The organism is Candidatus Symbiopectobacterium sp. NZEC151, from assembly GCF_025962655.1.
Classification (GTDB): domain Bacteria; phylum Pseudomonadota; class Gammaproteobacteria; order Enterobacterales; family Enterobacteriaceae; genus Symbiopectobacterium.
Genome location: NZ_JAGFPE010000001.1, coordinates 331,119 through 352,943, shown reverse-complemented (window position 1 = coordinate 352,943; position 21,825 = coordinate 331,119). Strand labels below are relative to the sequence as shown.

19 protein-coding genes and 2 tRNA genes are annotated in these 21,825 nt (G+C 50.7%); 10 read left to right on the top strand and 11 right to left on the bottom strand.

The genetic code is table 11. The annotated features are described in order from the left end of the window. Window positions 1-280: 280 nt before the first annotated feature. Entirely contained in the window at window positions 281-880 is a 600-nt protein-coding gene (locus tag J5067_RS01585) for a nitroreductase family protein (protein WP_264642103.1), read from the top strand. Window positions 881-925: 45 nt separating this feature from the next. Here the strand turns inward: J5067_RS01585 and J5067_RS01580 are convergent, their stop codons facing one another. Then, window positions 926-1,813, bottom strand: a complete 888-nt coding sequence (locus tag J5067_RS01580) for a lipid kinase (protein ID WP_264650824.1) — start codon at window positions 1,811-1,813, stop codon at window positions 926-928. A gap of 296 nt (window positions 1,814-2,109) precedes the next feature. Here J5067_RS01580 and J5067_RS01575 point away from each other — a divergent pair, with 296 nt between their 5' ends. Continuing rightward, on the top strand, window positions 2,110-3,615 hold the full coding sequence (locus tag J5067_RS01575) for a sensor domain-containing diguanylate cyclase (RefSeq protein WP_264642102.1): 1,506 nt from the start codon (window positions 2,110-2,112) through the stop codon (window positions 3,613-3,615). Here the strand turns inward: J5067_RS01575 and J5067_RS01570 are convergent. The 8 genes from J5067_RS01570 to J5067_RS01535 all read right to left on the bottom strand — a co-directional run bounded on the left by J5067_RS01570 (window position 3,612) and on the right by J5067_RS01535 (window position 10,826). Next, the gene (locus tag J5067_RS01570) at window positions 3,612-4,523 is read right to left on the bottom strand and encodes an AEC family transporter (protein ID WP_264650267.1); all 912 of its coding nucleotides are present in this window, start codon (window positions 4,521-4,523) and stop codon (window positions 3,612-3,614) included. The genes J5067_RS01575 and J5067_RS01570 overlap by 4 nt on opposite strands. A gap of 251 nt (window positions 4,524-4,774) precedes the next feature. After that, entirely contained in the window at window positions 4,775-4,942 is a 168-nt protein-coding gene (locus J5067_RS01565; RefSeq protein ID WP_264642100.1) for a YqaE/Pmp3 family membrane protein, read from the bottom strand. Between the two features lie 190 nt (window positions 4,943-5,132). Then, entirely contained in the window at window positions 5,133-6,389 is a 1,257-nt protein-coding gene (gene aztD, locus J5067_RS01560) for a zinc metallochaperone AztD (protein WP_264650266.1), read from the bottom strand. A 58-nt stretch (window positions 6,390-6,447) separates the two neighbouring features. Further along, window positions 6,448-7,395, bottom strand: coding sequence for a zinc ABC transporter substrate-binding protein AztC (gene aztC, locus J5067_RS01555; RefSeq protein WP_264650265.1), 948 nt, complete (start codon window positions 7,393-7,395; stop codon window positions 6,448-6,450). A gap of 15 nt (window positions 7,396-7,410) precedes the next feature. Further along, window positions 7,411-8,298 carry a zinc ABC transporter permease AztB gene (gene aztB, locus J5067_RS01550; RefSeq protein ID WP_264650823.1) on the bottom strand — a complete coding sequence of 296 codons (888 nt, stop codon included), beginning with the start codon at window positions 8,296-8,298 and terminating at the stop codon, window positions 7,411-7,413. Next, window positions 8,298-9,020 carry a zinc ABC transporter ATP-binding protein AztA gene (gene aztA / locus J5067_RS01545; protein ID WP_264650264.1) on the bottom strand — a complete coding sequence of 241 codons (723 nt, stop codon included), beginning with the start codon at window positions 9,018-9,020 and terminating at the stop codon, window positions 8,298-8,300. Before aztA ends, aztB begins: the two co-directional genes overlap by 1 nt. Window positions 9,021-9,142: 122 nt before the next feature. After that, complete coding sequence (locus J5067_RS01540) at window positions 9,143-10,408, bottom strand: GTP-binding protein (protein WP_264650263.1); 1,266 nt, start codon at window positions 10,406-10,408, stop codon at window positions 9,143-9,145. A gap of 328 nt (window positions 10,409-10,736) precedes the next feature. Next, window positions 10,737-10,826 (bottom strand) — tRNA-Ser (locus tag J5067_RS01535). A 96-nt stretch (window positions 10,827-10,922) separates the two neighbouring features. On the opposite strand from J5067_RS01535, the gene mtfA reads away from it, so the two are divergent. From mtfA to J5067_RS01515, 4 genes are all read left to right on the top strand, one after another. After that, entirely contained in the window at window positions 10,923-11,714 is a 792-nt protein-coding gene (gene mtfA, locus J5067_RS01530; protein ID WP_264642094.1) for a DgsA anti-repressor MtfA, read from the top strand. Between the two features lie 108 nt (window positions 11,715-11,822). Beyond that, a tRNA-Asn gene (locus J5067_RS01525) sits at window positions 11,823-11,898 on the top strand. A 161-nt stretch (window positions 11,899-12,059) separates the two neighbouring features. After that, window positions 12,060-13,328, top strand: a complete 1,269-nt coding sequence (locus tag J5067_RS01520) for an integrase arm-type DNA-binding domain-containing protein (RefSeq protein WP_264650262.1) — start codon at window positions 12,060-12,062, stop codon at window positions 13,326-13,328. Next, window positions 13,325-13,648, top strand: a complete 324-nt coding sequence (locus J5067_RS01515) for a hypothetical protein (RefSeq protein WP_264650261.1) — start codon at window positions 13,325-13,327, stop codon at window positions 13,646-13,648. The genes J5067_RS01520 and J5067_RS01515 overlap by 4 nt, the downstream gene beginning before the upstream one ends. An 86-nt stretch (window positions 13,649-13,734) precedes the next feature. On the opposite strand, the gene J5067_RS01510 is transcribed toward J5067_RS01515, so the two are convergent. Beyond that, complete coding sequence (locus J5067_RS01510) at window positions 13,735-14,631, bottom strand: oxidoreductase (RefSeq protein WP_264650260.1); 897 nt, start codon at window positions 14,629-14,631, stop codon at window positions 13,735-13,737. 76 nt (window positions 14,632-14,707) lie between these two features. Here J5067_RS01510 and J5067_RS01505 point away from each other — a divergent pair, with 76 nt between their 5' ends. From J5067_RS01505 to J5067_RS01495, 3 genes are all read left to right on the top strand, one after another. Beyond that, window positions 14,708-15,592 (top strand): MurR/RpiR family transcriptional regulator, encoded by an 885-nt coding sequence (locus J5067_RS01505; RefSeq protein WP_264650259.1) that lies wholly within the window; start codon window positions 14,708-14,710, stop codon window positions 15,590-15,592. After that, the gene (locus tag J5067_RS01500) at window positions 15,592-16,449 is read left to right on the top strand and encodes a DMT family transporter (protein WP_264628022.1); all 858 of its coding nucleotides are present in this window, start codon (window positions 15,592-15,594) and stop codon (window positions 16,447-16,449) included. Before J5067_RS01505 ends, J5067_RS01500 begins: the two co-directional genes overlap by 1 nt. Before the next feature lie 235 nt (window positions 16,450-16,684). Beyond that, complete coding sequence (locus tag J5067_RS01495) at window positions 16,685-19,459, top strand: winged helix-turn-helix domain-containing protein (RefSeq protein WP_264650258.1); 2,775 nt, start codon at window positions 16,685-16,687, stop codon at window positions 19,457-19,459. Here the strand turns inward: J5067_RS01495 and J5067_RS01490 are convergent. Continuing rightward, complete coding sequence (locus J5067_RS01490; RefSeq protein ID WP_264650257.1) at window positions 19,436-20,623, bottom strand: MFS transporter; 1,188 nt, start codon at window positions 20,621-20,623, stop codon at window positions 19,436-19,438. The two genes, J5067_RS01495 and J5067_RS01490, sit on opposite strands and share 24 nt — an antisense overlap. Window positions 20,624-20,795: 172 nt before the next feature. Here J5067_RS01490 and J5067_RS01485 point away from each other — a divergent pair, with 172 nt between their 5' ends. Continuing rightward, on the top strand, window positions 20,796-21,602 hold the full coding sequence (locus J5067_RS01485) for an SDR family NAD(P)-dependent oxidoreductase (RefSeq protein ID WP_264650256.1): 807 nt from the start codon (window positions 20,796-20,798) through the stop codon (window positions 21,600-21,602). Window positions 21,603-21,825: the final 223 nt, after the last annotated feature.

Below are 21,825 nucleotides of genomic sequence, written 5' to 3'. Positions count from 1 at the left end.
TAGGTTGAGCACATTTTTGCTTAGCAGCTATTCTTCTATGGTATTGAGTTATCAGACTTGAACCTGTCACCCAAGGGTGCCAGAGTATCATATACCCGTCATACTTCACGTTGCAGATGCGTTGGCTGCGCTCACTTACCCGAATCACTTACCTAAGTAAGCTCATCGGGATTCATTCACTTGCCGCCTTCCTGCAACGCGAATTATTTAGGGTATAGGTATTTTGCGCCAAGGTTGTGTAATAACATCCTGATAAAGAATGATTAGAGGGGAATAAAGCATGAGCAACGCATTTTTGCAGGCTATCAAGGTTCGCCGTTCCATCTACGCCATCGGTTCACATCTGCCGATTTCTGAAGAGAAAATCACCGAGATCGTCACTACCGCAGTCAAGCAGAGCCCGTCATCGTTCAACTCGCAAAGTTCTCGCGTCGTGATCCTGTTCGGCGCAGAGCATAAGAAGCTGTGGGATATCGTTAAACACCAGCTCAAAAAAATCGTGCCGGCGGACGCTTTTGAACCCACAGAAAAAAAACTGGCCTCGTTTGCTGCGGGCGCAGGGACCGTGCTGTTCTTTGAAGATACCGACGTCATCGAGACCTTGCAAAAGCAGTTCGCGCTTTATGCTGACAACTTTCCCATCTGGTCTGAACACGGCACCGGTATCGCCCAGTTCGCTGTCTGGACCGCCTTAGCGCAAGAAAGCGTCGGCGCATCGCTACAGCACTACAACCCGCTGATTGATGACGATGTGAAGCAAGCGTGGGATTTGCCCGCACAGTGGAAGCTGCGGGCGCAGTTACCGTTCGGTTCCATCGAGCAACCGGCCGGTGAAAAAACCTATATTGATGATGAAACCCGCTTTCGTGTATTCAAATAAGGGATAAACCGCACTGACGTTCAGGGGCGTAGTTACGCCTCTGAATCAGCGTGGGGCAAACACCTCAATCGCTTTTTGTTTGATGGTAAAATGTGCCGGTGTGCGGCCAATCAGCTCTCCGTCCGCGTTGATATCGTGCGGTCGCCGGGTGTTAAGAATCAGCTCCGTCGTGGAGAACGCCCGCACCTGACGCCAACGCCCCTGAGTACCTCGACGCAAAAACGGGATCAGCGCAATCATCTGCCACCAGTGAGTCACTTCAAGACTGTAGACATCAAGCAGCCCGTCATCCGGCGCGGCGCGCTGTTCTACCGTCATCCCACCGCCATAAAAACGCCCGTTACCCACCGAAATTTGTACCGTTCTGACACGTTCGACCGCGCCTTCATGAACAATTTCCGCACGAAATGGTCGACTTTGGCGCAGCAGCTTACAGGCAGCCAGCGCATAGCCGAGCGTTCCCCAGCGTTTTTTAGATTCAGCCGTCAGTTCACGCGCCAAAACCGCGGAGAAACCGATACTGGACACGTTAAAGAAAAGGTGACCGTTCACCTTTCCTAAATCCACAGCCCGACGGTGGCCTGCAACGATAACCGAAATGGCGCTTTTCAGATCGAAAGGGATATCCAGCGTGCGAGCAAAATCGTTGGCGGTGCCCAACGGCAGCACCCCCAGCGGCAACCCTGTCGCCACCAGGCCCGGCGCGGCGGCGTTCAGGCTGCCGTCACCGCCACCGACGATAACCATATCGACGCGATCGGCATAGTGCTCGATCAATTCGCTGTAGGTCATCGACAATTCTGCGCTGGGAACCATCACGCGCAGTCCCTGCGCCATTAACTGAGCCAGCACCTCTTCACGTGCGCAGTCACCTTTCCTCGCTTTTTCATTGATCAACAGCAAGGCGGTGACGGGTTCCTGTTGGCTTGTCATCATCGGCGGCATCATCGTCTTTCCCGTATGGTGTACCCAAACAACCCTTGATTTAACCACAGGATAAATCGTTCACTCAACGCCCCTTGCCGAAGGCGACAATAGTCTACAAAACATGACATTGAATGGCTTTCGACTTTCGCTTGAGCAACATCAGGAGCGTGCGCAACAGAAATGGCGCTCCTGTTTGCCGTTTTGTCAGGTGACTGCTTAACTTCAGTTAGCTGCATGTATCATCTTGATGCATAATCATCGGCGTCCTTCACTCCAGCACAGAACACTACGAGGATACAGCTTTGCGTGTAGATCTAATGACAAGCGCTGTATGGTTAAACAAAACACGAGCAGCCGTGTTGTTCACTGTCATGCTTCTGACCGCATTTCTGATCATCAGTTGGACCAGTTTTAAAGTGGCTCAACAATCGCTGGAGGCAGAGATCAAAGAAAATACCCTGCCGCTCACCAGTGACAATGTCTATTCAGAAATTCAGCAGGATCTGCTGCGCCCTATTTTTATTTCCTCGCTGATGGCACACGATACTTTCGTGCGAGACTGGGTGTTGGACAATGAATCCGATCCGCAAGCCATGATTCGCTATCTGCGTGAAATCGATAATCGCTTTGATACCATTTTTTCCTTCTTTATTTCTGACAAAACCAAACGTTATTACGATCCGCAGCGGGTTTTAAAAACCATGTCAGAGAACGTTCAAGAAGATCAGTGGTATTTTCAGGCGCGCGAACTGTCGGATGAACATCCTTATCTGATTGAAGTGGGACACGACCCGGAAAAACGCGACCGCCTCGATATCTTTATCAACCACAAGGTCAAAGACTATAGCGGCAATTTTATCGGCATTGCTGGCGTCGGGATTTCGGTTGAAAAGGTCAAACATCTGATAGAGAAATATCAGGAGCGTTACCGTCGTACCATCTACTTTACGGACAAGAGCGGCCAGGTAGTGTTGCACGGTGATGATTTTCGTAATGCGCTGAATATCCACCAGCAGCCGGAGTTATCCGCCCTCGCGACCGCCATTTTGACCAATCCGGGCGGCAGCTATCAATACGACGACGAGGGGCCGGTATTTCTCAATACGCGCCTGATTCCCGAATTTGACTGGTATTTGATGATCGAGCAGCGCAGCCATCCCAGTGAACATCGGCTGTGGATTACCTTAATGAAAAATCTCGGCGTCAGCCTGACCGCCAGTCTGTTGTTTCTGTTTTTGCTGTGGTTAACCATTGGCGGCTACCAGCGTCGCCTCGAGCGCATGGCTACCACGGATAAGCTGACCGGCGTGATGAACCGTCAGGCGTTTGATTACTTTTTCAAACGCCTGCGCGCCATGCGTTTTACTCACCGCAAACCCATGTCGATCCTGATTCTGGATATCGACCATTTTAAACGGGTCAATGACGCCTACGGCCACGGTGTGGGCGATTTGGTGCTACAAAATATCGCACAGCTTCTGCTTCAGGCGATCCGCAGCTCCGATCAGGCGTGCCGCTGGGGGGGCGAGGAGTTTGTCGTGCTACTTGATGACTGTACGCTGGAGAATGCGCTGCAACGGGCGGATATTCTGCGCCGCGCCGTGGAAATCGCCGAAGTGTCCTACCAGAAAGAAAAAATCCATATCACCATCAGCGTGGGCGTCACCCAGTACCGTGAAAACGAGAATCTGGATACCTTTATCAATCGCGCCGATATTGCGCTCTATCGTGCCAAACAACTCGGCCGCAACCGGGTGGAAAGTGCGGACAATAACGCAGAGCGCCATCGCCGCAACCCATCACTTTAAAGCTGCATACTGGTCAGCAGTACGGTCATGATAACAATGCTTATCATGATCGATGCCGAGTTGGCAAAGCTGGCGACCACGGATAAATTGCCGCTAAAGCGCGACGTAAATATCGGTGATAACGAAGAGAGCGGCGCAAACACCACCACCGCTAACACCTGGCGGATCTCTAACGGCAGGGGCGTGAAGAAATAGAACAAGCAGGCAAATGCCGCCGCCGAACCGTAACGCAGCAGCAGGATGGTCAGCACGTGTTTTAACTGCGAGCGTTCAATATTGATCTCCAGCAGCATGCCGATAATCAACATCGCCACAAACGGGTTGGCATTGCCCAGCGTAGAGACCACCAGGATTACCTGCGGCGGTAAATGCCATCCCATCAGCGCGGCAATCATCAGGAACACATAGACATCAAACGGCACGGAGGAAAACAAGCGTTTGATAATATTCAGCCAACCGGAGCTTCTGCCGGTTGCTGCGGACGCCGCCGCAAAGCTTCCCCCGGTGCAGATGACCGAGTTACCGGCATCGAACAGGCACGTCGCCACAATGCCAACCGGCCCAAGAAAACTCTGCACATAGGGCAGCGTAAAACAGCCAATGTTATAGCCGGGTGAGTTGATCATGTAATACGCTTTCAGCCCTTCCGGGCGACGACGGCCAATCATGTAGCCAATGCCGAGCAACAGCAGATTACAGCCAAGCCCAAACGCCACCAAAATCAACAGCGAGTGATCGACCTGAAAGCTGGCAAAACCCGTAACAACGGCGGCTGGCAACGTGAAATTCATCATCAACTTGGACAACGCCGTTCCGCTTTCCGGCTGTAAAACCCCACGCCGTTTTAATTGATAGCCAATTATAATAACCAGAATAAATGAAAACGCTTTTATCAGAACATCAACCATCTCTTATCCCCGAAAACAGACCGCACCGCATCAGCCTTGAGCAGGGTTAAATGCAGCAGCAGTGAAGGTGTAACAATACCATTCTCCGTTACGCCAGTAATGAGGGATATCATGACAATCGCCTTTGATGAGCACAAAAAGGCCAGAGACGTCAACGATCGACATCACAACGATGCTAAAAGCAGCAAATGCTCTTTAAATGAAACACCACGGCGTGCCGTGGTGTTGGTGAACAACAGCGCGGCAAGCGCTCAGTGCGTTTCAGGCCGAGTCTGCACCCAGAAGGCGTGAATCAAGCCCGGAATATAACCCAGCAATGTCAGTATGATATTAAGCAAAAACGCCAGCCCTACCCCTTTCCCTAATAACACACCCAACGGCGGAAGAAGAATGGTTAACACAATACGCCAGAATCCCATGGTCACCTCCAGTCACCGTTACAAACCACGGGTTACCATTAACCCGTCACTATTCAACCTAGTACAAAAGCGCTCTGATGGCGAAAAAACAAATGAATTCAGCGCGATTCGCTAATAAAAAAACAGCGCCATCCATGACAGCGCCGTTTTTCAAGTTCAGCAGGAGTACATCACCTCAAAAGGTGATACCTCATTTCCCTTTTTTTGCATCATCATGATGATGCTCGTGCTGATGATGATGTCCGTCGTCGTGCACCTTGCCGGAACCGCCTACAGCCACAATATTGAAGGGCTGCCCATCAACCGGGATTTCTCCGCTTTCGGTGAATGCCACGGCATCCAGAACATGTATTTTACTTTTCAGAGGATCGGTAACAAAAATTTTGTCGTCAGCCACCGCAATACGTGGCCGCGGATCGTTCCAATGCCCATCCATAGAATAGGGTTCGGTGACACGGACCGATTGGGTAATTTGCCCCTTTATCACATCAACCTGATGCAGCTTGCCATCTTCGGTAAACACATAGGCATATTTAGCGCGCACCGGATCGACGGCAAAATGCACGCGACGGGTTGGCAATTGAATTAGCCGGAAGCTGTCAGACTGGGTAGGATCAATCAACACAATGCGGTCAGGGCCATAATTACCGATAAAATATTGCATCCCTTTTCCGCCAATCAGCGTGGATACGCTGCCTTGCGGGAGCGAAGGCGAATAAGGCAGGTGTTTGATTTCCGGTGCCGCAGTGTTTTGCGTAATCAGCAATAATCCGGTGCTGCATGCCAGCGCATAACGATTTCCCGAACCGGCTGAACCATGTAATCCCGGGCATAAGGCGTCTTCACCCACTTTTTTCCCATCCAGTCCCACTACGCGCGCCCCGACAGGCCGTTTGGAGGCATCCTCCGGGTTAGGAATAGAGACGACAGCATAGTGGTCGTAGGGCACAGCGACCCCGTGATGCGCCGCCACAACGTTCACGCTGGTTGCCGCATTTTTGCCTTGCAGAACGGCTTGTTCATTAAACAGCAGTGCATGCTTTTCGCCATCAAACCACTGTGCCACATTACCTTGCCGCTCCACAAAGTGGCCGGGTTTGGCACCGGTAAATTCGACATTGAGCAACGCCGGGTCATCAACGTCAATATCCGCGTGATCGCCGTGATCGTGGAAAGAAATTCCCGATGAAAGGGCCGTTACGGTATTGGCGCTGCCCTGCACCGCAAAAACCACCGCACCACTCTCGCTACGGTATAACGTGGCCGGTCCTGTGACGCTAAAGGTATTCAGTTTGTCACCGTCAAGCGCATCAATCACAGTGATCACCGGTTTATCATGATCGGCGACGAATAAACGCCAGGCATTGACATCTTCAGCCAAAGACGGTGTAGCAGCAAACCCGATAAATATTGTGGCAATGGTTAATGACAATAAGCGTCTTTTCATGGTTATCTCCATATTCATTATTTTCAGCAATGATAAATCTCACCTGTCACGGTGATAATTATTGGGTCTTTTGGTTTTTACTCAGCGCAGCAATCAACGTATTGGCGTTGTGCTGCATCATCTCGATATAGGTTGGTGCAGGCCCTGCTGCGCCAGATAGTGCGTCTGAATAGAGCACACCGGCGAGACTGAGCCCGGCTTCAGCAGCGATTTGCTCAACCAGACGCGAGTTTGCGATATTCTCGGAAAATACCGCTGCCGCGTTATTCTTCTTTATTTCTCTTAATATTCCAGCCACATCGGCCGCAGACGCTTCAGATGCGGTCGACACCCCTTGCGGTGATAAAAAATGAAAGCCATAGTCACGTTCGAAATAACGAAATGCATTATGCCCTACTACCACCGTGCGTCTGTTTTCTGGAATCGTTTTAATGCTGAGTTGAATATGTTCATGCAATTGGGTCAGTCTGGCATCATATATTTTGGCGTTGGCCCGATAGCTATCACACCCTGGTTTATCCGCAACGCAGAAGGCATCAGCAATGTTTTTCACATAAACACGCACGTTGGCAATAGATTGCCAGGCATGGGGATCGAAAGGTGCGGCATGAAATACCGCTTTGCCATTATAAAAATGGTAATGCCCACCAGCGGGATCCTGAATAATATTCGCGCCCTTGGTGACCTCAATTATCTGTGCCGACGTTTCACTCGCGGCAACCAGTCGCGTGATAAAACCTTCGAACTGCAAGCCATTAGTGAGGATGACATCCGCTTTGGACAGCGCAATAGCATCTGCCGGAGAAGGCTCATACACGTGAGCATCACTGTCTGGCCCAACAACCGTGCGCAGTTCAATGCGTTCTTTACCAATATTGCTGGCGATATCGCCAATAATCGAGAAGCTGGCAATAACCTGTATTTTTGCATTAGCCGGTAAAGGACTCCACGCAGCGATAAAGAGCAATATCGCCACATTACCGCGTAAAAAATCAGTGAAACGCATAACCATTAACTCCTTTCAGGATTGCCCGTTATTCACTCGACGAAAAGTGATTCGGGTGATGACATGACTATTTTTCAGCACAACGATGGCGGCGGATAACAGGTATAAAAACCCGCAGGCAAGAATGATGGTGGGGCCGGAAGGCAACGAGAAATGGAAAGAGAACAGCAGACCGCTGACGCAGGCGACGATCCCCAGCAGTACGGCAAGCGCGCACATGGTTTGTACCCTTTGGGCCCAGAAACGCGCCGTTACCGCGGGTAAAATCATGACACCCACGGATAACAGCGTGCCTAACGCCTGATAGCCAGCAACCAGATTGAGCACGACAAGCATCAGAAAAAGAAAATGAACCGGCGAGCCCAAGCGCGAAACCGATCGTAAGAATAGCGGGTCCAGACATTCGGCAATCAGCGCGCGCCAGAAAACCAACAGCGTTAACAGGCTGAGCAGCGTTACCGACCAAATCAGCAACAGCGCGTCGTTCCCCAAGGCCAGCACCGTACCGAACAGCACGTGCATCAAGTCGACGCTGGAACCACGCAGTGACACGATAAGTACACCGAACGCCAAAGAAATCAGGTAGAACGCCGCCATGGCTGCATCTTCTTTTTGAACCGTCAAGCGCGACACCACGCCTGCGCTCAGGGCCACAATCACCCCTGCGGCAGCGCCCCCCAACGTCATCGGAACGATATCCAGCCCAAACAACAAAAACCCGACAGCAGCCCCAGGTAAGATGGCATGTGACATCGCATCCCCCATCAGACTCATGCGACGCAACGTTAAAAATACCCCCACCGGGCAGGCGCTAAAACAAAGGAAAAGTGCACCAAGCAGGGCACGCCGCATAAAACCAAATTCAATAAAGGGCGCGAATAAAGAGGTATAAAGCCAGGCCATCATTCCACAACCCCATTCGCTACGGCGTACGATGTGTCCGCTGACAGTGATGACGCAAGCGAATCGAGCACCGCATGAGTCTTTCCCCAGGCCAGCAACTCGCCATTAACGGCTAGGGTTTCAGGAAAGTGGTCTCTAACCAGATTGAGATCGTGAATAACCACCAGCACCGTTCGACCCTGTTGATGCCAGTGATTAATGAGCGACAACATCACCCGGGTGGTTTCTGCATCGATGGCATTAAACGGTTCATCAAGCAGAATGATGTGAGCATTTTGCACAATAACCCGCGCAAACAGCGTTCGTTGAAATTGCCCCCCTGACAATGCGGTAAGCGGTGTGTTTTCAAAACCCGCCAGACCGACCGCCCTTAATGCATCGACCACCCTTTGGCGCTCCTGTGCGCGATGTCGCCGGAGCAATCCCCTTTCAGGCCATAGCCCAAGCACAACCACATCACGCACACAAGCAGGAAAACTGCGATCCAGTTCAGTCGTTTGTGGCAGATAGGCAATGCGCGCGCCCAGAGCCCTGGTATAACGACCCGCCATCGGGCGCAAAATGCCGGCAATACCTTTGAGTAACGTCGATTTCCCCGATCCATTAGCCCCTACCAACGCCGTTAATGTGCCCGCGGCAATAGTGCCTGTGATACTTTTTATCGCGGGATGACGGCCATACCCGAATGCCAATCCATTGAGGTGCACCGAGGCATCAATCATATTTGCCACTTCCCATACAACAGGTTACGAATTGATACGTTATAACATAACAATTAAGAATTGGTAAATGACAATAAATCCATTTCTGTAGAGGGGGAGTGTCGGGCCGAGTGAAAATCAGCTCAGAGGGTGCCGTGTCCCTTTAAATGAACAACCGTGCTGGGCCAGGGATCGGCAAATATCCCTCCTGTTTTCCACCAGATAATCTCGTCTTCAGTAAGAAAGCATTGGCGCAGCACGGTAGCAAACGCCTCTATTTCCGCTTTCTCGCCGATTACGGTCAGATGACAATGTCGATCGCCAAATCGACCTGATGATGTGGCTAACTGCTGTTGAAGTGCCTGTCGCTCTTCTGCGGTCAAATGATTGTCCGTATGTTCAAGCACACCCGACTTCCAATAGCTAATGAACGCCAGACTGATGCTGCCAGCAGCCTGATTCCACAACAATGCAAGATCGTCCCTTCCCGGCAACCAGAAAAACCCTTTACTGCGATACACCCCGGTACCCATATGGTGGTGGTAGATATCCCACAACCGCTGAGGATGGAAAGGACGTTCATCCTGAATGACGCATGAAGAGAGAACAGAGTGCGATGGTGCTGTTGATTCCGGCGCACAACGGGTGCCAATGTCATCGGCCAATTCGTCGATCAACAGCGCGACACGGTGAAAGTCGTAAGGGGGTAACGCCAGCACTGCCTCCAGATCAAGGTTTCCCCACGGTACAGCAATAATGCCAACCTGTGGGTTTAATGGATGAATAGCCGCGCCAATGTCAGCGAGCGTCTCGCGCGGTAATCTGTCATATTTGGTCAAAATTATCTGGTTACAGAACATAAGTTGCTCTGCCAACAGGTTGACCACACCTCTTTTTCCCTGATCCAGATGTTGCTGCAAGGCAGTGATAAGGCTATGCCCATCGTCATAATCCTCATGGAGCATCACCGCATCTACCAGCGACAGGAAAGCATGCAGACAAACTTGCGGGTGATCGCGAAAATAGCGCACCAGCGGAAGAGGATGACTACTGCCAGAGGTCTCAAGCAAGATGAAATCAGGCGTCTTATCACTTCCCGTTTGTCTACTTAACAAGCGCGTGATGGCGTTGTCGAGTTTCACAATCCCCGTATCACTACTGATATTATCGGCGGCGATGCTGACCATATTTTGGCGGTGAGACGAAACAATTTCCGTATTTGAAATCAGCACGCCGTCGACATCCAACTCGCTCATATCATTGACAATCACCGCAACGGCATAGTCGCGTTTATGGGCTTGAACCAGTAAGCTTTTTAGTAATGTGGTTTTCCCCGCACCGAGAAACCCATTGAGAATAATCAGCGGTATTCGTTTACCCCACCTCATCGTTGATACTGTATCCGACATATCCCTCCCCTATTTTCACCCTGTCATTTCCCGGCATAGACCTACACCCAGTCCACAACCGTCATGACTGTCAAATTTTAATTACGTTATAACATAACAATTAGGGTTGTGAGATAAGTAACGACGCATCCGCATGGCGCTGGAATAATGAATACAAGCGAAAGGGCAGGAAGCTCAGGGATTACCCTTCGTTTCAGGGGTTATTTTTGTCTCAATGGGAAAGGGGAAAATGGCTACCGACGAACGCACCGCGCAAGCTGAATTTTCTCTCAGATCATCTCAGCGGGATTTTAATCACAGAAGGGAATGGCTATAACTGCTTGAATAGTGGCGGAGAGGGAGGGATTTGAACCCTCGGTAGAGTTGCCCCTACTCCGGTTTTCGAGACCGGTCCATTCAGCCGCTCTGGCACCTCTCCGTTTAAGTGGTTGCTATCATGCCCTGTTTTACGGCATTTTAACAGCAGATATCCTTGCCTTTGTATTCAAGTGACGACTTAGCGAGCAACACGACGATGAAATGGCCATGGAAAACGCAGCACGCACCGGAAAACACCCCTATTCAGTGGCAAGATGCCCTTGCCATTCCGCTGTTGGCGCCGTTGAGCGATAGCGAACAACAACGACTTATCGTGCTTGCCAGTGAATTTTTACATCAAAAACGCATCATTCCTTTACAGGGACTGACGCTGACTTCCGTTATGGAGCAGCGGATCTCACTGCTGTTTTGCCTGCCCGTTCTGCGGCTCGGCATAGAGTGGCTAAACGGCTTTCATGAGGTGTTAATCTATCCGGGCCCTTTTATTGTTAATGATGAATGGCAGGATGATATCGGTCTGGTGCACGCCGGGCCAGTGGTGCAATCCGGCCAAAGCTGGGATCAGGGCCCCATCATCTTGAACTGGCAAGAAGTGCAGGACAGCTTTGATTTATCGGGGTTCAATTTGGTTATCCACGAGGTCACACACAAGCTGGATATCCGTAACGGCGGGGAGGCCACCGGTATTCCACCGATTCCCTTACGCGATGTGGTGGAGTGGGAAACGCAGTTACATGCAGCAATGGAAGCACTGCAAGATGAAATCGATCAAGTAGGAGAGGATGCCGCCAGCATGGATCCTTACGCAGCACAGGATCCGACGGAATGCTTCGCGGTGCTCTCTGAATACTTCTTTAGTGCACCAGAACTTCTGTTCGAACGTTTTCCGACACTTTATGGCTGTTTTAGTCGCTTCTACCAGCAAGACCCACTGGCGCGATTACAATCCTGGCAGCAGGCCAACCAGCGGGCCCCCGTACTCTATTGATGAAGAATTAGCCTTAACTGTACACAGCCTAAGCAATCAGACAATACGGGCGAATTTACCGTTGACAGCCTGCCAGCTGACCGATAATATTCGCCCCGCTTACGCAATTCCTCTGTAGTTCAGTCGGTAGAACGGCGGACTGTTAATCCGTATGTCACTGGTTCGAGTCCAGTCAGAGGAGCCAAATTCTTGATTTCATGCCACTCTGCGAATCCCTATGTGATTCTGATTCAATGAGTTAGCGTGAAATATCTTCCCGGTGCATTTTTAGTTTTCCCTCCGCATCGGGAGAATTTGGTGGTCAGATTTGGGGTCAAGTTGGTTCGATGACGGAGTGACCCCCAAATGTCTCTTAACGACACTAAAATCCGCAACTTAAAACCTTCAGCAAAACCCTTCAAAGTTTCCGATTCTCACGGTCTGTACCTTTTAGTTAATCCAGGCGGTTCACGTCTCTGGTATCTCAAATATCGCATCAATAGAAAAGAATCACGCCTCGGCTTAGGTGCCTACCCTGACGTGTCTTTGGCCGACGCTCGTCAGCAACGTGATGGTATCCGTAAATTGCTGGCGCAGAATATCAACCCCGCACAACAGCGCTCTGCTGAACGAGCCACTTCCTCACCAGATAAAACATTCAAGCATGTGGCACTAGAGTGGCATAAAAGCAACCGCTCATGGTCAGAAAACCATGCCACCCGCCTGCTTGCCAGCATGAATAACCATATCTTCCCGATCATTGGACACCTGACAGTCACAGAACTGAAAACTCGCCACTTCATCGAGCTGCTGAAAGGGATTGAGAAAAAAGGTCTGCTGGAAGTGGCGGCGCGTACCCGGCAGCATATGTGCAACATCATGCGTCATGCCGTGCATCAAGAGTTGATAGAACACAATCCAGCAGCCAATCTGCACGGTATCATCGCTCCTCCCGTTCAACGTCACTACCCTGCCCTTCCGCTGGAGAAACTACCGGAACTGTTGACTCGCATTGAGGACTATAAGCAAGGGCGAGAATTAACCCGTTTGGCAGTATCACTTACTCTGCACCTGTTCATCCGTTCCAGCGAGTTGCGCTTTGCCCGTTGGTCTGAGATCGATTTCAAAAACAAAATCTGGACCATTCCAGCAACCCGTGAGGCTATCCCCGGAGTGCGTTATTCCGGGCGTGGCGCGAAAATGCGCACACCGCATATCGTTCCCCTCTCCCGTCAGTCCATCGCTATTCTGAAACAGATACGGGATATATCCGGGCATCAGGAACTGATATTCCCCGGTGACCATAATCCGTATAAACCCATGTGCGAAAACACGGTCAACAAGGCGCTGCGCTTGATGGGTTATGATACAAAAGATGAAATCTGCGGTCACGGATTCCGGGCAATGGCCTGTAGTGCGCTGATGGAATCTGGACTGTGGGCGCAGGATGCGGTTGAACGGCAGATGAGCCATCAAGAACGTAATAGCGTTCGAGCAGCCTACATTCATAAGGCTGGGCATCTGGAAGCCCGCAAGGAGATGATGCAATGGTGGTCGGATTATCTGGACACATGTCGGCTCGCATACGTACCACCTTTTAATACAGAGCGGGGCAAAAAGAACGAAGCGGCATGATCCATAACAAAAAGCTGTATCAGCATACACTGGTACGGCTTTATTCATTTCTAATAGCTTGTCAGCCCCTTCATCTCGACCCGTCGCTGCCTGTAGAAAGCTGTTACACGATAACAACACACTTACGCCGTCAGTCCAAGCGTGCCATTTCATTTGAGAGCGAGGAACATCCCAGCTGCCCCGGCGACGAGAACTGCATCAATGAGAAGCTCGAACGTGTGCGTCTGGAGTTTCTGGACGAGACGTTTCGCAATCATCGAACCGACGAGCAATGCGATGCCAATGGCAAGTCCACATGTGAGGACGGGCAGCATGATTAGCGACGAGCCAGTACCGACAACGCCGCTGAGCACGCCAGCACGGCGAGGAAGAAGAGAACTAATAGCGCGATCATCGGCTCCAGGGGTCAACCGGGGCCGTCGCTCGCAGCCGCAAGAAGAGGCACCAAGATGTCGCTGACAGGCGTCGGAATGCCGTGAACCTGGCCGCGACGCGCAATGACGCCGTTGCGAATATCCCATTCAAGCGGTCGGCCAGCTTCTCGATCCGTGAGGATGGAGGTGCTCATGTCTGCAGGAGCCGCCCGGAACTTATCGAGGATCTCCTGCGGCACTTCGTCTCCGAGTTCAGCGCCCTCTGCACGTGCCACGGCCAGGCATTCCTGCAGATAAGCCAGCGTAAGCCTGGCGATATCAGCACGGCCAAACATGCCTGAGCGGCGGTGCGTGAGTGCCATGAGTCCAGCCACCGCATTCTGCATCAGCTTGCGCCAGGCCAGAGAGCTGAAATTCGCGGCCAGATCTACGGAGCACCACGTGCCTTGCAGCGCTGCGGCCACTACACGGGAAGCTGGTGCGTCTGGCACGCTGAGGCGCGCCTCACCACGCAAGCGTACCGAGCCATCGGACTGCGCTTGCGCAGGGAACCACACGACAGCGGGAACGATCTGTCCGGGCAGAGAGTACGTAGCGAGCCTGTCCAACTGTTCGACCCCATTCTGGAGCACGCATATAACCGTCTCCGGGCCAGTCAACGCCCTGAGCCATTCTGCTGCCGCGTCGATTTGTGTGGACTTGACTGCCAGAAAGATAAGATTAACCGTGCGAGTGATTTGTGCCGGATTCGTCTGTACCGGACCGGGTACGGTGATAAAGCGGTTGCCATCTTGCAAGGTCAGGCGATCGCGGGGAGTACGTCCACACAGCAATGGTGTGCGGTCGACTTCGTGCAACGCCGCCGCGACTGTTGTGCCGATGGCACCTGGACCTAAAACAGCAACAACTGTATTGATTTCAGTGTTCATGAATGCGGACTCCTTGCAACAGAATCTAATTACGTGGTGGTTGTGCCCTTCCCAAAGGACATGTAATATATTACATATGAATAAAGAAAATGGTAATAGAATTTCAGAAGGTGAGCAGCGGTTACAGCAATGGCTTGGCAGCATTCACGCCCGAAGCGGCGACCTCGCTGCAAGTGAGGCTAAAGTTGTCGATCTCCTGCTTGTCGATCCTTTATTTGTCGGTACAAGCACGGCAGCACAGGTTGCCACCCGTGCTGGTGTATCACCGCCGACAGTAATACGCGCTGCACGAGCGATCGGGTTCACCGGGTTCACTGAACTTAAGATAGAGATTGCCCGGGCTCGTGGCACTGCCCAATTCTTTGCCCCGCCTGAAGTTCTTACAGCGGATGCGACGCTGGCATCAGTGCTGGAAACATCAATTCGTGCTGGTGTAGACGCACTGACTGCGCTCAGCGGTGCTATCGAAATCTCCGCACTTGATGAGGCGGTCGATTTAATCCAGAGCGCACGCCAGGTATTTGCATTTGGTGCTGGTCCCTCTGCGACGGTTGCCGCTGATGCGGTCTTTCGTTTGCGGACGGCGGGTGTGATAACCGTCAGTATCCAGGATTATTTATCAGCGATGATTGCTGCTCGTCTACTCGATCCAGGCGATGTCATCATCGTCGTCAGTTCAACAGGGCGCACATCATCCACACTCTCCATCGCTGATGCAGCATCCTCGGCAGGAGCATCGCTTATTGCAATAACTAACCAGTACGATACCCCACTGGCGACACTCGCCAACGTTTCGCTCGTTGTTGGCGGAATGCCACTCCCGGCACAGATGGCCGCTGCCGGGAGTCGACTGGCCCAGCTCGTCGTTATTGATACGCTGGTCGCTGCTCTCACTCTGCGGGATAAAGAACAAAGTCGCCGGGCTGAACGGGCGGGTATTGATTTGCCCGATATGTCCTGATGCAGTTCAGCACGGTAGCAATGATTCTTACTGCTGCGGTAGCTCATGCAGTATGGAATATAGCCTCAAAATACAAGAGGGAAGACACTCTTGTGTTCGTCTGGGCGTACAGCTGTGCCTCAGCATTGCTGTGGGTCCCGTTCAGCCTCATTCTGATAGTTGAGGGACAACAGGAACTCGACTGGAGACTCGCTGTCGGCGCAGTTATCTCGTCTGCACTTCATATCGCTTATTCTCTAATCTTGCAGGCTGGCTACGAGCGCGCCGAACTGGGTGTTGTTTATCCGATTGCCCGAGGAAGTGGACCAGTTCTGACGATACTGTTTGCAACCCTTCTCATGGGAGAACGGCTTTCACCAGGCGCTTTACTCGGCGCTTTTATCGTTATCGCTGGTATTTTCGTTGTCACCGGCAATCCGTTCAGGAGCGGAAGCCGACCACTACAGGGAATGCTTTGGGGGGCAGCGACAGGCACCGCCATCGCTGGCTATACACTCTGGGACGGTTATTCGGTAATCTCTCTGCACCTGGATCCAGTGCGCTACTACGCCAGCACACTCCTGCTACAGAGTCTGATTCTTACCCCTGGTGCGATGCGGCGACGAAATCGCATTCCAACTGCTGTACGTGTGGATATCATCCCAATCCTTATCATTGCTGTATGCTCTCCCCTTGCCTACATCCTTGTACTGACAGCCATGCAGAGCATGCCATTGGCACTCGTCGCTCCTCTCAGGGAAACATCCATTATTGTCGGCTCCCTTCTTTCGTACTGGCTGTTTCGTGAAAATCATCTGGCACGCCGGATTGCCGGTGCAGTGGTGGTGCTGACCGGCGTCGCAATAATTAGCCTTTGATCGCTTCGTTGGATGCCAATCGTCGCCTTATTGTCAGCGTGGATCGTTCGTCGAAGTTCAGTTTTCATCACCAGTTTGATCGCAAAGCTATGCCACATAGCACTATTGGCTTTATAATCATTAACGGTAAAAGTGGTATTGAATAGTGATACTCCGATGCAACACATTCAACATGTAGCCTGATTCTGATAACCGCTTTCGTTAGAAATGGCTTACTCCATAGCGAGAGTTCGTGATGCTCAAAACAGAAGATCTCAACACTATGATATCAATTGATGAGATTCACTTTGCTGACTGGCAAATCTGGCCACAGCTAAGGATTCTGTTACATCGGGGTAAGCCAGTAAGAATTTCTGCCAGAGCTTTTGACGTTCTGGTTGTTCTGGCGAGTGCTGGAGGTAAAGCGGTAAGTAAAGAATCTTTACTTACTCAAGTGTGGGGAAATGAAATTGTCGAAGAAAATAATCTTCAGGCACAAATTTCAGCTATACGCCGCATACTGGATCATGACCGCCATCTACTGATTACTGAATTTGGTTGTGGTTATCGCTTTAATATCAATAAACTGCCAACTGAACCGCTCTCTAAATCAGAAATACCTGAGCCCGCTGTTACCCCTTTTCTAGCGTCGATTCTGGGGCGTGATAAAGCTGTGCAGGAATTATGCGCCTTATTGGATCAATACCGTCTGGTGACGATTACAGGCTCAGGGGGCGTGGGTAAGACTCGTTTGGCATGGGAAGTCGTCAGCCTTACACACTCGCATTTTCCTGATGGAATATGTGTGGCTGAACTGGCGCATATCACCGAAGCATCCAGCTTGCTATCTGTTATTTCACAAGCGCTCCATCTTCCATTAGCTGCCATTCATAATGATGCCGATTTACGGCAACAGCTTGCACGGCGTCGATGTTTACTGCTGATTGATAACTGTGAACATGTAATTAGTGAACTGGAACCAGTTATTACGTTTCTCCTGCACCTGGCTCCCCATATAAAACTGTTGTTGACCAGCCAGGTAGCGTTACAGGTTGCCGGCGAGCAACAATATCTATTACCGCCATTACAAGTTCCTGAGAGCGAAGAGGCTGATACCCACGAGTTACTGACTTTTGACAGTGTCCGCCTCTTTATCGAACGCGGGCAGGCCAACCGACATAATTTCCATCCATCAGCCAGCGAACTGTCGTTGATTGGCGAGTTATGCCGTCATCTTGACGGTCTGCCGTTGGCGATTGAACTTGCGGCCTCCCGTCTGCCAGTCATGAGTGTCAAAGAGATCTATAGCCGACTGGAAGACCGTTTCCAGCTATTGAGCAATACGCACAGCTCTCTGGTGCCCAGACATCAGAAAATACTGACCACGCTGGAGTGGACTTATCAGTTACTCAACACACGTGAACAAAGATTATTTTGCTCTCTGGGGATCTATACCGATATGTTCAGTGTGAAATCAGTAAGCGACTTTCTGCTGATTAAAGACAAGCATCGCTGGCAGGTTGTTGACGATCTGCAAAGATTGCTGTCTTTATCCCTGATTCAGGTCAGTACTCAGGTACCAGAGACCCGTTTCCGCCTGCTGGAAACCATGCGCCAGTTCGCAGGCGATAAACTCAGGCAACAGGGTGAATATACTGGTCTTGAGGCCCGTTTTGCCGGTTATTATAAAGATCTGGTAGAAGAGGCCCGAGGTGATTGGTTTATGCTGCCAACGGGACAGTGGCGTGAACGTTATAGCCATATGCTTAATGATTTGCGGAGTGTATTACAGCAAACGTTGACTGAGGGAGCCGATCCCTCTAAGGGGCTTGAGATCTTACAAGAGATGACCCCTTTTTGGATTGAATATTCACTCTACGATGAATGTCAGCGCTATATCTATCCTCTGCTTTATGAAAATACTTCTCGAGTAGTATTAACGCTACACCAGAGAATGAATCTCAGCGCTGTAGCAGGTAAGGCGTCAACCTGGGCAAAAGGCCCTACGCCTGAAACACATTCAGCCTGGAAAACCGCGCTTGCACTTGCAGAAAAGCTCGACGACAAAGAAATACGTTTACAGGCTCATTACGGATTATGGTTGTATTATCTCCGTACTGGCGAGCTGGATAAAGCGCTTGAGCATGCGCAATCTATGTGCGAGCTAGCACGGTCCATTAGTGACGAGGAGGCGATGGCAACCGGGCTGCGTATTCTCGGTGTATCCCTGCATTTTTTGGGACGTCATTATGTCGGGCGTGATTATCTCCAGCAATCTCTTGACTGGTATGAACATGGCGAATTAAGTCACTCTTTCCGTTTTGGTCTTGATCAAGAGACCGCCGGTCAGGCCTTTCTGTCTCGTTTACTATGGTTACAGGGTGAGTATAAGGCCGCGAAACAGATGGCATGGCGCGGTGTTAAAAAAGCCGCTCGTTTGCAGCATGTCTGTTCTCTTTGCTGTGCACTGGCTGAAGGCGCTTGTATGACAGCGGCACTGGATCGTAATCCACGTTGGGTTATAAGGGCCGCAAACTGGCTTATTCATCTGGCAGAAAGGCATGATTTGTATTTCTGGAAGACATACGGCGAGCTGTTTCTTGTTTGGGCCAAACAGTTCAGTCATACCGATGTTAGTCAGACCACACTGTTTAGCTCGTTGCGGGCGATGGGATTAGACTGGCAATATTCCCCCTTGTTGTCAGAAATTGATACCGGGTTATCGCTGAGAACCGCCCGCCAGGATCATGAAAACTGGTGCACGCCTGAGCTGATGCGTCTTTCTGCCACTCAATTACCTCCTCAGGAGCAACGCCTGCTGTTGGAGCAGGCCCTAGACAAAGCGCACCAGCAACAGGCTCCTGGCTGGGCCCTCCGTATTGCTTATTCATTGGCGACATTGCAGGCTGAAGCCGGGGAAAAATGGGCTGCTAAACAATTGATACAGGACGCTTTACATGATGTTGATGTCTCAGATAGGGCGGCGGATGTAAGAAATGCTATGGCACTATGTGCCCGAATGGAGACCTGAATATTTACGTCTCACGGTTATTAACATCCCCAAGATCACGAGCCCTGCCCCCGCTGTAGAAATCAGCGCCCAGTTATGAGTTGTCTCCCATATCCAGGTGGCAGTTAGTGAGCCACATGCTCCGCCAATAAACATAACGCACATAAATAGTGTATTAAGGCGGTTTCTGGCATCCGGACGCAAAGAGTAAATCGTGTGCTGATTAGCTATTAGTACACATTGTTCACCCGCATCCAGTAGTAGAATGCCCACCACCATACCCGCCATACTGTTCCATCTCCAAAAAACAGCCCAAGCCAGCAGCATGAGTATCACACCAAAAACAACCATTCGGAATGGTCCCTGACGATCGCTGAAACTTCCCGCCAGAGGCGCGCACAGAATACCGATTAACCCCAAAGCAGCTAGGGTTCCGGTTACCCCTGCACCGTAATCGTAGCGATGAGCTAACCAGAAAGGGAGCACGGTCCACAGCACGCTGAAGGAGGCAAACAGCATTGCTTGTGTAAGAGTTGCACCACGCACCTGCGGCTCGCTTTTCCACAGCTGTCCTAATGAACGTAATACCGCCAGATAGTTAAACTTTGGCGTTGGCAACGACTGAGCAGGCAAAATGCGCAAGATGAAAAATATAGCCAGCAATGTCATCATCGCGCCGGACAAAAAGACACCGCGCCAGCCGAAATACTGACCAATAAGGCCTCCGATAGCCCGGCCAGCAAGGATACCTGCCAAGACACCGCTCATCACCGTACCCACGGTTTTACCTCGTGCAGAAGTTCTGGAGAGCGAGGCGGCAAGCGGCACTACCTGTTGGGCTACTGTTGCAGCCATCCCGGTAAGGAAGGAGAAGAACACCAACACTGTCGCCGTTGGCGATAACATCATGCCGATCAGTGCCAGGAAAAGCACCTGCGCTTGACGCAGGATAAGCCGCTGACGTTCAATATAATCGCCCAGTGGGATCAGAAAGAATAAGCCCACCGCATAGCCTAACTGGGTACCCATGGGGATCAAAGAAACAGCCCCCCATTCATTGGGAAAGGATCCGGCAATTAAATTCAGGACAGATTGATTAAAATAAATATTAGCTACAACAATACAGCAAATAATCGCCAGCATAAGAATCCTGGCAGAAGAAAGCTCATGATTGTCCGTTCGCATTGACCACTCCTGGCTCTAAACTCAATATCGTCTGGAGTATAAGCAGACGGAAATCCCAACTCTTTGACCGCTTTTTTCAGACGTCTGAATTCTGATGCACAAGCTCCTGAAAAAGAGATTTGTTACTAATACTGCTCATGTTATTAACTGTGCTTAACTTGAGGAGCAGCAAATGGATTTAAAACTGACTGGAAAAGTGGCTCTGGTAACCGGAGCCCGAACAGGAATTGGTTTCAGCATTTGTGAAGAACTGGCCGTGAATGGTGTGCATTTAGTCATGGTGGCCAGACGAGAACCTGAGCTGATTCTGGCTGCGAAAAAAATATCAGAGAAATACGGTGTTTCGGTGCTGCCTGTTGCCGGGGATGTGACTGATCCCAAACTCCCTTCCCTGGTGGTTGAACAAGTGGAAAAGGTTTTTCAGCGTATTGATTTACTGGTAAATAATGCCGGAAGAGCACATACGGGAACGCTGTTAACCACTTCGGAAGAAGACTGGCAGATAATGACTGAGACCAAATTCTCCGCCATGCGACGTTTTTGTAAGGTAATCATCCCCGGGATGCAGAGACGAAACTGGGGGCGTATTGTCAATATCTCATCCATTGGCGGTATCTACCCTAATCCGCAACTTACCGTCTCACACGCACTGAGCGCCGCTATCAACAACCTGACCCGTAGTTTAGCACTTAGCGTGGCTCCGGATGGCATTCTGGTCAATGCGATCGGAGTGGGTGCTGTCGCGACGGATAACTGGGCGCAGAACATGCTACCGAATGTTCGCAATCGTCGTCCTGAACTGGCTGACAGAACAGACGAAGAGGTAATGGCATTACTGGGTAAAGAGAAAACGCCTGTGGGCCGCTTTGGACTTCCTGAAGATATTGCTGCAATTGCTGCGTTCCTACTTTCTGGGAGGAATCAGTTTGTTACTGGACAGACAATTGAAGCATCAGGCGGAGCAGACAGATTTATGTAATGTCTTCCATTCAACTTAAATAATGTTTGAGAATTGAATTAGTTTAACCTGATATTTTTTCTTCTTTTCAATCACTGCGAAATATGAGGCCGGATATGGGGGACTGAAACGCCAAGAAGCCCCCGCGTCAATATAATCCAAATATTATAACGTAATAGATCCCGCACCATGAAATTAATTTCACTGGAAAATTCATGGTATTTTTTTAAAAAATAGAAATAGA